14 protein-coding genes and 1 riboswitch are annotated in these 12,457 nt (G+C 45.1%); of the genes, 1 reads left to right on the top strand and 13 read right to left on the bottom strand.

Annotation, left to right across the window (positions count from 1 at the left end; all coding sequences use genetic code 11):
• Nucleotides 1–107 precede the first annotated feature (107 nt).
• From MHB49_RS00150 to MHB49_RS00140, 3 genes are all read right to left on the bottom strand, one after another.
• Complete coding sequence (locus MHB49_RS00150; protein WP_247900136.1) at nt 108–1,292, bottom strand: 3D domain-containing protein; 1,185 nt, start codon at nt 1,290–1,292, stop codon at nt 108–110.
• 273 nt (nt 1,293–1,565) lie between these two features.
• Nucleotides 1,566–1,819: riboswitch (cyclic di-AMP (ydaO/yuaA leader) on the bottom strand.
• Nucleotides 1,820–2,060: 241 nt separating this feature from the next.
• Nucleotides 2,061–2,831 (bottom strand): TatD family hydrolase, encoded by a 771-nt coding sequence (locus MHB49_RS00145; RefSeq protein WP_405154614.1) that lies wholly within the window; start codon nt 2,829–2,831, stop codon nt 2,061–2,063.
• 330 nt (nt 2,832–3,161) lie between these two features.
• Entirely contained in the window at nt 3,162–4,442 is a 1,281-nt protein-coding gene (locus tag MHB49_RS00140) for an HD domain-containing protein (RefSeq protein WP_405154613.1), read from the bottom strand.
• 318 nt (nt 4,443–4,760) lie between these two features.
• Between MHB49_RS00140 and MHB49_RS00135 the strand changes: the two genes are divergently transcribed.
• The gene (locus MHB49_RS00135) at nt 4,761–5,015 is read left to right on the top strand and encodes an AbrB/MazE/SpoVT family DNA-binding domain-containing protein (protein ID WP_024633700.1); all 255 of its coding nucleotides are present in this window, start codon (nt 4,761–4,763) and stop codon (nt 5,013–5,015) included.
• A 283-nt stretch (nt 5,016–5,298) separates the two neighbouring features.
• On the opposite strand, the gene rsmI is transcribed toward MHB49_RS00135, so the two are convergent.
• From rsmI to MHB49_RS00085, 10 genes are all read right to left on the bottom strand, one after another.
• Nucleotides 5,299–6,180 carry a 16S rRNA (cytidine(1402)-2'-O)-methyltransferase gene (rsmI, locus tag MHB49_RS00130; RefSeq protein ID WP_405154612.1) on the bottom strand — a complete coding sequence of 294 codons (882 nt, stop codon included), beginning with the start codon at nt 6,178–6,180 and terminating at the stop codon, nt 5,299–5,301.
• A gap of 1 nt (nt 6,181) precedes the next feature.
• Nucleotides 6,182–6,961, bottom strand: a complete 780-nt coding sequence (locus MHB49_RS00125; RefSeq protein WP_405154611.1) for a tRNA1(Val) (adenine(37)-N6)-methyltransferase — start codon at nt 6,959–6,961, stop codon at nt 6,182–6,184.
• A gap of 85 nt (nt 6,962–7,046) precedes the next feature.
• On the bottom strand, nt 7,047–7,415 hold the full coding sequence (gene yabA, locus MHB49_RS00120) for a DNA replication initiation control protein YabA (RefSeq protein WP_247900131.1): 369 nt from the start codon (nt 7,413–7,415) through the stop codon (nt 7,047–7,049).
• Between the two features lie 28 nt (nt 7,416–7,443).
• The gene (locus tag MHB49_RS00115) at nt 7,444–8,244 is read right to left on the bottom strand and encodes a stage 0 sporulation family protein (protein ID WP_247900130.1); all 801 of its coding nucleotides are present in this window, start codon (nt 8,242–8,244) and stop codon (nt 7,444–7,446) included.
• 115 nt (nt 8,245–8,359) lie between these two features.
• Nucleotides 8,360–9,331, bottom strand: coding sequence for a DNA polymerase III subunit delta' (holB, locus tag MHB49_RS00110; protein ID WP_405154610.1), 972 nt, complete (start codon nt 9,329–9,331; stop codon nt 8,360–8,362).
• Between the two features lie 9 nt (nt 9,332–9,340).
• Entirely contained in the window at nt 9,341–9,784 is a 444-nt protein-coding gene (locus MHB49_RS00105; protein ID WP_113055707.1) for a YaaR family protein, read from the bottom strand.
• 264 nt (nt 9,785–10,048) lie between these two features.
• On the bottom strand, nt 10,049–10,378 hold the full coding sequence (locus tag MHB49_RS00100) for a cyclic-di-AMP receptor (RefSeq protein ID WP_017691391.1): 330 nt from the start codon (nt 10,376–10,378) through the stop codon (nt 10,049–10,051).
• Nucleotides 10,379–10,440: 62 nt separating this feature from the next.
• Complete coding sequence (gene tmk, locus MHB49_RS00095; protein WP_405154609.1) at nt 10,441–11,088, bottom strand: dTMP kinase; 648 nt, start codon at nt 11,086–11,088, stop codon at nt 10,441–10,443.
• 231 nt (nt 11,089–11,319) lie between these two features.
• The gene (locus MHB49_RS00090) at nt 11,320–12,012 is read right to left on the bottom strand and encodes an LrgB family protein (RefSeq protein WP_405154608.1); all 693 of its coding nucleotides are present in this window, start codon (nt 12,010–12,012) and stop codon (nt 11,320–11,322) included.
• Nucleotides 11,982–12,443, bottom strand: coding sequence for a CidA/LrgA family protein (locus MHB49_RS00085; protein WP_405154607.1), 462 nt, complete (start codon nt 12,441–12,443; stop codon nt 11,982–11,984). The genes MHB49_RS00090 and MHB49_RS00085 overlap by 31 nt, the downstream gene beginning before the upstream one ends.
• Between the last annotated feature and the right edge of the window lie 14 nt (nt 12,444–12,457).

Below are 12,457 nucleotides of genomic sequence, written 5' to 3'. Positions count from 1 at the left end.
TCTGCCAAACGGCGGGGGAGACTGAAATCAGACCCCTCCGCCGCATATTCCGCATGAATCTTTCATGCACCTATTTTATAGCATTCCCATTTCAAAGTAAAACGATTTTAGTTCGCTTCCGGCTTCACCGGTCCGATTACATATACCGTCTTGCCTTTCTTCCGTCCGAAGTTCAGAGCATGCTTCACACTATCATAATACACATCAATTTTGTTGCCTTTAATGGCACCACCTGTGTCTTCCGCACGACGGAAGCCAAGGCCCTCGATATACACCCACCAGCCAATTGGAATGACTTTGGGATCAACTGCAATGGTACGTCCCTCGGTTACCCGAGTACCTGATGCTGTTTTTGTGCCGATACCGGGCTCTTCAGAAGAGTAAGCCGTCATGGATACATTTTTTAATACTTTTGAATATTTAAAAGAATTGCCTGATACAGTAATCACTTTGCTGCCCGATGCAGCGGTTTTCTTCGAGTTCGAGGTTGTTGCTGTTTTTGTCGTGGAAGTCTGCGCCGATACCGTCTGAATCACCGGCTCTTTCACAACAGGTTTGGCTTTGGTGCCAACGGCGATCACTTTATCAACACGATTCGTTGCGATCGATTTGCCCACCATTTTTTTGGAGACCAACTCTCCATCCTGAAATACCTTTTCGATATGCTGTACAAGTGTACCTTCTTTACCGCTCACAATGACACGATTGTCGCCCTTGTACAAGCTAGGGTCAGCCGTTTTGACCACTTTATAAGCGATGGGCTGTTCTACCTCTACCGTACGCTTTGTTACCCGCACTACGCGGATTTTCATATCCGCTTTGATGGTCGTTTCCAGCGCAGGATATACTTTGTCTTCACTTGCAACCTGAATACCTGATTTTTTAATCGCATCTTTTACCGATGAATCGGTTGTATACAGTGTCTTGGTGTCTCCGTCTGCCGTGATATTAACTGGAACGGCCCGCTCAATAACGATGCGGTCCCCATCTGTGATAGCCCCATTCAAGGGCATGGATACCTGATCGTGAGGGCTGACTGTGATTGACTGCTCCTCCAACATTTCCTGAAGCATTCCTGTACGAGTCTCTACCGCCTGAGCTTTGCCATCAATAACCAGTGAAATTTGTTTCCCGGCCTGACCGTAAACGACTAACAAGATCATGATTGTAAGCGCAATTGAGAAAATCGCGATCAATGCCATTTGACGCAAGTTCTCATGCTTCCACCGCAACGCGAAAGACTTACTGGATGATCGTGACTCATGGGTCTCTTCTGGTTGGAATGTGCCCACTTCTCCGTCCTCCTTCATAGCCTCGCCGTCTAAAGTAATGCATGATGTCTTTGACGCGACTATACCAAATTTTCTACAGAACACAGATCGGACCAACATAATCCGGTTCTGCACCATGAATCAATCTTCGCAACATGATGTCATCCTCCTGAATACTTACCGTATGATGACCGTTTTTCTTTTATTCAAAAACAAAAAAGCCAAAGAAAGAGTTTAAGAGGAACTCTTTCGTGGCTTCCGAATGATTCTGAATATCGGAAATTCATGCACGAGGTTGCCTCTCTTTTTCCGCTTGCGAGGTTAGCTGTCGGGTTCGGGCGAAAGAGAGCCGCCCTATCTCCGGTCACCCGCTCATGGCGGACGCCCTTGAATTCACCCCGAGACCCAAAGAAGAAATCAAATACGGCTTCGCAGATTCATACGCTGCTTTTGGGTCAGCGCATGTTGCGCATCGGCTGCAATCACCGATGTTTAAGCCCTATTGGTTCCCCCGCTCTCCGTTAACGGAGACTCAGCGAGACTGATTCATGAAAGTAATGTTGTATCATCGGAAAGTGTCCCTTTGTTCATCCCCCGAACATCTGTCCAATTTTCCGCACAACAATTCACTGAAAAGATGATATCCTGTTTCCATGCATGTTGTAAAGCGTTGTTCAAGTACGTTTTTCTAAATATTTGGTTAAAATATTGTAATATTCTTGATTTATTTGGATCAAAAAGCAAATTAACTCCGCCTAACTCACTTTTTCACCTGTTTTGCTCGATATTTTAACGAATCCCAAATCGTTCCATGGCATTTTTGGTCGTTATTGCTGCAATTTCCTCTACCGAAATGCCTTTAATTTCCGCAGCTGCTTCTGCAACCAGACGTACATGCGCTGTCTCATTTCGTTTTCCACGATAAGGATGTGGTGTCAAATAAGGAGAGTCTGTCTCGATGAAGAATCGGTCCATCGGAACCTTCTCAAGTACCTCTTTGGGCTGCTTCGCATTTTTGAACGTGATTGGTCCTCCGAAGGAAAGATGGAAGCCCAAATCCAGGCACATTTTTGCCGTTTCCCAGCTGCCAGAGAACGAATGCATAACACCGCCTACTTCTCCTGCTTTCTCTTCACGCAGAATCTTTACAATATCCTCATGCGCATCCCGGTTATGAATGACAATCGGCATATTCAACTCACGGGCCAGTCCGATCTGTTGTCGTAATACGCGATGCTGTACTTCTTTCGGTGAGGTGTCCCAGTAATAGTCTAGACCAATTTCACCGATGGCTACCACTTTTTCATGCTTGCATAAAGATGCAATCCATTCCAAATCATCCTCCTGCATTGTAATTGCATCCACTGGGTGCCAACCTACTGCTGCATATATAAAATCATAGGTTTCAGCCAGCTTCATCGTCGTTGGAATAGTCTCCCGGTTAAAGCCCACGTTAATCATGCGACCAACACCTGCATCCACAGCACGCTGGATCATTTCCTCGCGGTCCTCGTCGAATTGTGGCGCATCCAAATGTGTATGTGTGTCGAACAACATCATGCTGTATTTCTCCCTTCATGTCGAATAAACGACCATCTCTTTTTAATCCATCCTGTACATCTTAATCAGAACATAAATATCACTAAAATTGGATCATGTTTTTTTACATTTCGTTCCACTTATTTATTGAGCACAACATGTAGAACGAACAAGTTCTTTCATATCTATATGTGCTTATTTTTAGCAGATCAGGTTGTATTCTAATTGCTCTGATTACAAAATTATGTCGATCTACATGTACTCTCCATTAAAGCAGATTACTGTATCATGAAAAATAGCTCTTTTCGAAAGCTTTTTGCATCATGATTATTGAACAGCATTGCACATCATTTAGTGTGAGAAATAGGGGCGTATACGGGACGGTAACTCATGAACAATCGCATCCACCTTATTTTGCGGATAATACAAATGATGCTTTCCGCGATGAAGACCGCTGATTGAACGGACAATGTCGGACACTTCTGACAACTCATGTAACTTGTCTTGTCGATCAAGCAGCAAAATCTGCTTGTCCGTGGATTCATCCGGACGAAACACATCATACGGATTATCCGATGGAAAATCAATTTCCAGATCATACTCGGGGTTGAGACCTGCTGCATTGAAGGCTTCCCGAATCTCTTCAATCAGGCTTACGTCGATCTGTTCAATCTCTACATACTTGTATAACTTGCGATCGATAAAACGTTCGCATAACTCACTTAGAACAGCATCGTCCTCTTTTCGCCACTGCATAAATGCCGTCTGAATCAAAGCTTCGTCCAGTTGCAAATATTCATCCACCGACAGATCCCCACGGAATAACTGGGGCAGTGGATCGATCATGAATCGGAATTGGAAACCTTGCTTTATGAGACTTTTCGCCCGCTTAAATATTTGCCGCAATATAATTTCCGAACTTCGGGTAACCGGATGAAAGTAAATTTGCCAGTACATCTGGTACCTGGACATCAAGTAATCCTCCACGGCGTGCATGCCCGACTCCTTTACCACGATTCGTCCGTGATATGGACGCAGCATACGAAGGATACGGTCAAGGTCGATCGTCCCATAGTTTACACCTGTAAAATAGGCATCCCGAAGCAAATAATCCATGCGGTCCGCATCGAGCGGACTGGTAACCAGATTAACAACAATAGGTTGCTCGTACGTTTTTTGAATAACTGAAGCCACTTTCTCGGGAAAATCGGGAGCATACCGTCTTAAGATCGCCCCTACTTCGGTATCACCTGTAATGATCCGACAAGTCCAGTCCTCATGATTCATATCAAACGCTTCTTCTATAGAGTGGGAGAAAGGACCATGTCCAAGATCATGTAGCAATGCTGCACAAAGGGCTACTGTTTTTTCCTCCTTTGGCCAATCTGAGTAATGACTTCTTTCGAATTGGGAAATAATCTTCCGTGTAATTTCGTAGACACCCAAGGAATGTGAGAAGCGACTATGCTCTGCACCGTGGAAAGTAAGAAATGATGTTCCCAATTGACGGATCCGGCGTAAACGTTGAAACTCGGGCGTGTTGATCAACTGCCATATAATTGGATCTTGCACATGGATATAATTATGTACCGGATCTTTAAACACCTTTTCTTCCGTCAAACGCTGTTCCATGTCTATTCACTCCTTTGAATATCGTTTGTATTTGTCGCTTTTCAGTATAATGTCGCCAATGATTCGACATAGTTTGACGAAAAATGTCGAATAAGGTAGTTTTGACGTTTTCCAAATCGACAAAGCTGACATCGATGTTTAAATACGAAAAATAGCTCCCAATCCCTTACCCCTCGTAATCTTATCAAAAACAGCCTTTATTTTAAGCTAATTTTAAGGTTGACTGTTTTGGGAATCGTTGGTATGATGAGTATCATAAAACATAAAATAATGTCGAATAATGACAATGATCGTTAGCTGAGAGGAGCACTGATTATAATGATGAAATCAACAGGTATTGTAAGAAAAGTGGATGAACTGGGACGGGTAGTTATTCCAATCGAATTGCGCCGTACGCTCGGTATTGGTGAAAAAGATGCTCTGGAGATCTATGTTGACGGCGAGCGCATCATGTTGAAAAAATACGAACCAGCTTGTATCTTCTGTGGCAATGCAGAGAACGTTACTTATTTCAAAGGTAAAATTGTTTGTAACGAATGTATTTCCGAAATCCCTGCACCTGTGACAAAATAAGAAATATCAGGTATAATGGTCTTATTAAATTGTTATTTCTAACCTTTTTATATTCCTTGATCGCCTTCCCGGTGTGAACCCCACCGTTGGAAGGTATTTTTTTGCTCTATTTGATTTTCATTACCCAATGATTGAGCTGCGAGTCTGTTCAACACGAAAGAGAAGAGCGGTTACGTTGGAAATATTTTTTTTCGCTCTACTCTTTTCATATTCCATTAAGGTTGGATCTAAGGTTCCTTTAAGTTTATGTTCCCTATTCCAATATATTTTTGATGATTTCTTGTTAGATTAAAGCGTTATATACATCTCGTTTTGTCAAACCCCGATCTGTTGCTGTTTTCTTCATCGCATCTTTTCGCGTAAGTCCTTCACTCTCGTAATGGCTCACATGATCCTCCAAAGACAGCAGCTGCCACCAGGCTTCCCGCTCTGCCTTACGCTCCTCTTCCCTGATCCCTTCTACAAGCAGACAATATTCCCCAAGCGGTGGATGTTCCTCCAGCCAGTCTATGCATTCTTGAATACTGCCTCTTGCGAACTCTTCATGACGTTTCGTCAGCTCACGTGCCAGTACAATAGACCGATCACCCAGAATCTCCTGGAGATAAGCCAAAGTTTTACGAATCCGGTGAGGAGACTCATAAAATAGCAACGTACCGTTGGACTCATTAAAAGCTTCCATCACTTTTCGCATGTCTTTTTTCTCCCGCGGCAAAAAACCGCCGAATGTGAAGCGCTCCGTCGGTAGGCCGGATACGATCAGAGCTGATAACGCTGCATTGGCTCCTGGGATAGGTATGACCGTAATTCCAGCTTCAAGAGCCAGTTTTACGAGGTCGGAACCAGGGTCCGAAATGGCCGGCAGACCAGCATCACTGACGAGTGCCAAATTTTTTCCTTCTATTATATAGCGTATTAATTCAGGTCCACTGGCACCCTTATTATGCTCATGATAACTGAACAACATGGACGGTGTAATTTCAAAATGAGTAAGCAGCTTTCGAGTCTGACGTGTGTCCTCCGCCGCAATGATGTCACAACTTTGCAATGTTTTAATTGCCCGGAATGTCATATCGTCCAGATTACCGATCGGGGTGCCAACCAGATATAATTTGCCGGCGTCACCCGACTGCTCCGCATAGCTCTTCTGAATATGCAATGTCATCTTATAGTCCTCCTTCCATTGTAGGTTGTTCATGCTGTGCACCGTAATATATGTCCATGATTTCTTCGCAGTATTTCCCCTCTTCATTGTAGACAATCAGGGGTGGAAGCATGCGTACCTCCGGTTTGCCATCCTTGAGCGCCTCAATCAGCACCATATTGGCTTCCAAATGAGCACGAGGATGAACCATCCGAATACGCTTCGGTTCAAGTTTATATTCACGCATCAGAGAGATGATCTCACCGAGACGCTGCGGACGATGAACCATGGATACTTTGCCACCATTGCGCACCAGCCGATTACAGGCCTGAATGACTTCCTCCAGTGTACAACCGATTTCATGGCGTGCCATTGCCTGGTGCGTGTTCATCTTCAGGTCACTTCCATTGAGCGGCATATACGGAGGATTCACCGTTATAGCATCATATACAGCATGGCCGGTTTCTTTCACGAGTTCACGCAAATCACCTTCATGAATCGTAATTAACTCCTCCAATGCATTCAGCCGTACGCTGCGACGTGCCATATCCGCCAATCGCGGCTGGATTTCAATCCCCTCCAGGCTCGCCTGCGTTCGTGTGGTCAACAGGATGGGAACGACCCCATTGCCTGTGCACAAATCAAGCACACGACCACGTTTGGGTACTGAAGCAAATCGGGCTAACAATACGGCATCCATTGAGAAACTAAACACTTCATCACTTTGAATAATCTTCAAATCATGAGAGAGCAGATCGTCGATCCGCTCCGAATCTTGCAGGTTTACTGATTTTTCTGTCATATGACACACTCATCCTCCGGTACTCTATATCTGAGACAAGGTTCTTAACCTTGAAAAAAAACCGTAGGGGATCCCTACGGCCACTTCATTTATTCAAAAAAGACAGGCAGAACAGACAATCGCCTTCCGTCCGCAAATGTCCATAATAGACATTGCAGATATGGAATCCTTCATGATACAACCGAGCCAGATTATCATACCCTTCACCTACAACATCTTCCCCCGTAGCCGGACCCGCAGGCCTTGCTACCGGAGCGAGTGCCGATTCGATGGGCAAATCTGCAGGCGCTTCACGCTTCAACAATTTGCGTAATTGCTCATTCTCGATGGTAAGCCGCTGATTATCCTCGAGCAGCTCTTTAACAATCATTTTTAACTCTCCTAAATCACTGTGCAACTGACCCAATTGGGTTTCCATTTCATGAATGTGCGTAAACAGATTTTTCTTTTCCAAGTTTCCACCCCGAAGCAACCTTTATGGTTTACTTGATAACGACGTCATCCATCGGAAGTTCTTTGACTTTACTGATGTCGAACAATTGAACATGGACTGTGCGATTACCGGCATTGATGCCGACAACTTTTCCTTCACCCAAAGAGGTGACAACCAACTTGCCTACTGCCGGCAATTCTTCTCTCACACTTTCATAGTTATCATGCTCAAACTTCAGACAGCACATGAGTCTTCCGCACAACCCGGAAATTTTCGTCGGATTCAGTGACAGGCTCTGATCTTTAGCCATCTTGATTGATACCGGCTCAAAGTCTCCCAGCCAGGAAGAACAACATAACACTCGGCCGCATGGTCCGATCCCTCCAAGCATCTTTGCTTCATCACGTACACCGATCTGTCTCAGTTCGATCCGTGTACGGAAAATGCTTGCCAGATCCTTGACCAGCTCCCGGAAATCAACTCTTCCTTCAGCTGTAAAATAAAAAATAATTTTATTCCGGTCAAACGTAAATTCCACATCGACCAGCTTCATTTTGAGGCCGTGGTCTTTGATTTTATTTAAACAAGTACCGAATGCTTCCTTCGCTGCGCGCTTGTTCTCATCTACAACACGAGCATCTGTCTCACCCGCCACACGGATGACCTTCTTGAGCGGCAATACCACATCGGACTCGCCTACTTCTTTCTTGCCAACGACAACCTTACCGTACTCTACCCCCCGCGCTGTCTCCACGATAACGCAGTTTTCTTTTTCGATGGGAAGGTCCAGGGGATCGAAGTAATAAATTTTGCCCGCTTTTTTGAAACGGACACCCACTACACTGTACAAAAAATTAACCCCCTCGTAAGCCAACCCCACTTCGTCTGAAGCCCTGTCTTCTTAGGGAACCCTCCGAAGTTATAACCGTTTGCATATGATTGGAACAAAATCTCCTCTCCCACTCTTATGCCAAACCGATCAAAAATTGCTCCAGACAAAGCTGGCTATTGACGTTGAAACGCAATTTTTTTCTGCATGCTGCGGCCATATCCATGTAGGAAACCCACTGCTCGGTGCTGCGGGTATGAGCCAACTGAGACAGCATGTCCAACTGATCTATAAAAACGATATGTTCATGCCTACCATACTGGACATACAGCATATCCCTGAACCATAAATGGAACAGGCTAAGCATCGTATCCAGGTGTTCTGAGAGTCCGGTTTTAAAAAGCTTCTGCTGTGCAGAGATCAAGGATGTACTTCCTCTACCCAGGGACTCCTTCCCTAATTGTAACATTACGTTTCTAATTTCTGCAAACCAATTCTGCTGGAGAATTTCTCTACATGCTTCCAGTCCTGACGCTAAATGGACGGCAGAGCGAGCCAGATTGGCAGGGTGCCCTTCCGCAATCAGCGATTGCAGCATCTCTTCCGGATTCAATGCACTGAAAGGAACCAATTGAGAGCGTGAACGAATGGTGGGCAGCATAGCCTGTCCATTATCCGTAATCAAAATGCCTACCGCGGGCACCTGAGGTTCTTCCAGAAACTTCAGCAAACTGTTGGCAGCTTGGACAGTCATTTTCTCAGCCTGTTCAATAATATATACTTTGGGATGCCCCGCCTCTGAACGGTACGAAAAGATACGCTGCAGATCCCGAATTTGATCAATTTTAATGTTATTCCCATCCGGTGCGAGCATGGTTAGATCCGAATGATTTCCATGCTCCACCTTACGACATTCAAGACACTGTCCGCAGGCATCGTCTTCAAGCTCGGTACAGAATATCGCTTTCGCAAATGTAATCGCCGTCTGCAATTGTCCACTGCCGGATGGTCCGCTAAACAAATAGGCATGACTTATGGCATGACGTCTCAAACTGCTCTGTAACATCTGCTTGGCTGCCTGCTGACCCATAATTTGTTGAAAGGACATACTTCCTCCTCAGAAGCTTAAATTAATAAGCATTCCCCGAATTTCTCCTACTTGCTGTAATAACGTAATCTTGCCTTCCTCTGTTTCCAAAAGCTCATCAGCCATAGTTAATAAGGCAGAGTCAATCTCATCAATTAACTTGTAACGCTTCCCTCTCCCCCGACGATCCCATCCTCGAGTCTCTTTCATAGAGACACCACGACGGACCGTTTCCTCCAGAAATCTTTTTACAAGCTGCTTGTATGCTTTTAATTCTCGAATGGTCATGGAACGAGACAAACGGTCACCCTGCATCTGGATCTCACTTAATCGGCGGGTAAGTTCAGCCTGTGATGCTCGTTCGCCCTGGTGATTCATCATATCAGAGAAATTTTTGGATTGAACCGGTTTGGAGCCGGAATCGGAAGAACTGAGTCCACTCTGCATCGGTCGGAATCCAGGATTGATTTTCATGGAAACGCCTGCTTTCTACCTTAGTAGGCCAATCGCCCATCAGCACAGTGCGCGCTGCGCCTGTGCGTGGAGGAGACCTTATATATGTGCTTCATCATACTCTATATATAATAGTAGATAAATATCACCACATGGATCTATTCGTTGGTTAGTCAACCTCTGTCCGAAATAAAATCTTCCCTGATCGAAAAGTTTTTTCCGGACAGAGAACGCGATTCTTGATAACAAGAAGGACGCTCAATAGGATTTATGCGAAATGCATCATTAAAAGTGTTCGAATCGATCTACCGGAAGAACAAACACGGTAGCTCCACCTACTTGAACTTCGACAGGTAGCGGCAGGTAAGAGTCGGTTGTTCCGCTCATCGGAGTGACTGGAGTTACGAGCTGTTCACGAACCTTACAGCTGCTGCGAATGACGTTCATTACGGACTCGACCTGACCATCATCAACACCGATCATAAACGTCGTGTTGCCTGCCTTCAAAAATCCACCGGTACTGGCCAATTTCGTAGCCCGAAAATTTGCTTTGACCAATGCGCTGGATAATCGGTTGCTGTCTTTATCCTGTATAATCGCAACAATCAGTTTCATCCTGCATAACCTCCTTCAGATAATAAGCACCTTATGAAATGCCATGTCTATATATTAGACAATTACTCGTCAAAATCCTTCAAAATCCCTGTCTCAAGCGACAAAATCATCGCTGCGAAGACCTCTTCTTGCTTTTGAGAAGCATCGATGACCCTGATCCTGTCCGGAAACTGTTCCTTTAACAGAAAATAGCCTTCACGCACTTTGCGGTGGAACTCCAGACTTTCGAGATCCAGACGGTTAACTTCACGTCCATCGTGGGCATCAATACGAGCGAGACCAGCTTCGGGCTCGATATCCAGATAGAGTGTGACGTCCGGCATCAGTTCACCTATTGCAAACCGATTAATGGCCCAAACATTCTCTACGCCAAGACCACGAGCGTATCCTTGATAGGCAAGACTGCTGTCGACAAATCGGTCACAGATAACGGTCTTCCCTGCCTTCAATGCAGGCTCCACCTTCTCTGCCAGATGCTGGCTGCGTGCAGCTGCATAGAGCAGCGCTTCGGTTCTTGCATCCATTGCCGTATGAAGAGGATTGAGGATGATGGCACGTATTTTCTCCGCAATTTCAATCCCGCCAGGTTCTCGGGTAACTACATATGGAATACCCTGTTCTTCAAAGTAAGAACCTAGCTTACTGATCATCGTTGTTTTGCCGGACCCTTCTCCCCCTTCCAACGTAATGAATTTACCTCTGCCCTGCATATGCTTCCCTGCTTTCTATATCGATAATTGCTCCTAATTGTGCTGCGAAAACGACGACCTCGACCCTCTCATACTCCAGACTATGAAGGAACCTGCCCAGAGGTGTATGTTCATGTTTACTCCATAGATTAGTTCGAGTACGGTACAAGCTTCTTTCTATAATAACATAGATGATAATGCGTTAGTGGTCAGCAATTCTCCAATATTTTCGACAGGACGGGCCTGTCCTAATCAGCCGTATATCATCCATACCCATAGTGGGAGCATAACAGAGCCGGCAATAGCACTGACAATCATGGATACGGAACTCAGCGCTACCGCATTTTCTCCATACTCAAAGGATCTTGCCATACCCAGTGCATGCGAAGCGGAGCCAAGTCCGATACCATACGCATTTTTGCTGCTTACTTTAGCCCATTTCAGAATCATGGGTCCCAATAATATCCCCGAAAATCCGGCTATCATCACAAATAACGAGGTGAAAGATGAATTTCCTCCTACCTGATCAGCCAGTTGAATGGCAACGGGTGTCGTGATGGATTTGGGCAACAACGCAATAACAATATCTTGCGGATAACCCAGCAGCAGCGATATGGCGGCCCCTGTTGACATGCCAACGATGCTCCCACCCAAGGTACCACCCAAGATCGGAATGATGTTCCGTTTCAGTACATCAAGGTGCTTCGCCAAAGGGAATGCCAAGGAAACTACGGCTGGCCCCAATAACTCCTGTATCCACCTTCCACCAAGCATGTACGTATCGAGCTTAATATCGGAAATGATCAGAATCAGTACGATTACAGTCGTTGCCGTCAGAACGGGCATAAGAATCGGCCACTTCAACCTTTTATATAAATGGGTCGCCGGAATATATATAGCCAGGGTCAATGCAATCATTCCGATTCCGAGGATGAATGGGAGCATGAGATCGCCTCCTTCTTGCTTTGGTGGGTCGATCTCCATGCCATGAGCCATTCACTGATTTTTGCAGACAACAGACAGGTAACTAATGTACTAACGACCAATCCCAGAACAAGCAGCACGGTATTGGCTCTAAAAAAATCAAAGTGATTGATAATACCCACCGTGGGAGGGATGAATAATAATTGCAAATTCGATTGAAGCCAGGATGATCCCTCTTCGCCCCAACTTACTCTGATCCATCCCAGTTGAATGACGATGAATAGAAGCAGCATCCCAACAATACTTCCTGTTAACGGCAGACGCAGTACAGCCTGAATCAGGTTTCCTATCCAATAAAAACCGTACATCAGTATGACTTGCAGGACTATTCCCGTATATTTTTTTAGCGGAATATCCAAGGTTTGTTCCCTTCTTTCTTTATGTTCAGACAACCATGATGTCCTAA

This window comes from Paenibacillus sp. FSL K6-0108, from assembly GCF_045040695.1.
GTDB classification, from domain to species: Bacteria; Bacillota; Bacilli; order Paenibacillales; family Paenibacillaceae; genus Paenibacillus; species Paenibacillus pabuli_B.
This window is presented reverse-complemented; position numbering and strand designations above follow the sequence as displayed.

Bases quoted from the DNA above. Each gene is read 5' to 3' on its own strand.
- MHB49_RS00140 (WP_405154613.1), bottom strand. From the start codon at position 4,442: ATGGAACAGCGTTTGACGGAAGAAAAGGTGTTTAAAGATCCGGTACAT.
- tmk (WP_405154609.1), bottom strand. From the start codon at position 11,088: ATGCAGGGCAGAGGTAAATTCATTACGTTGGAAGGGGGAGAAGGGTCC.
- MHB49_RS00105 (WP_113055707.1), bottom strand. From the start codon at position 9,784: ATGAAAATCAATCCTGGATTCCGACCGATGCAGAGTGGACTCAGTTCT.
- MHB49_RS00090 (WP_405154608.1), bottom strand. From the start codon at position 12,012: ATGCTCCCATTCATCCTCGGAATCGGAATGATTGCATTGACCCTGGCT.
- MHB49_RS00125 (WP_405154611.1), bottom strand. From the start codon at position 6,961: ATGACAGAAAAATCAGTAAACCTGCAAGATTCGGAGCGGATCGACGAT.
- rsmI (WP_405154612.1), bottom strand. From the start codon at position 6,180: ATGACATTGCATATTCAGAAGAGCTATGCGGAGCAGTCGGGTGACGCC.
- MHB49_RS00100 (WP_017691391.1), bottom strand. From the start codon at position 10,378: ATGAAACTGATTGTTGCGATTATACAGGATAAAGACAGCAACCGATTA.
- MHB49_RS00145 (WP_405154614.1), bottom strand. From the start codon at position 2,831: ATGATGTTGTTCGACACACATACACATTTGGATGCGCCACAATTCGAC.
- MHB49_RS00135 (WP_024633700.1), top strand. From the start codon at position 4,761: ATGATGAAATCAACAGGTATTGTAAGAAAAGTGGATGAACTGGGACGG.
- holB (WP_405154610.1), bottom strand. From the start codon at position 9,331: ATGTCCTTTCAACAAATTATGGGTCAGCAGGCAGCCAAGCAGATGTTA.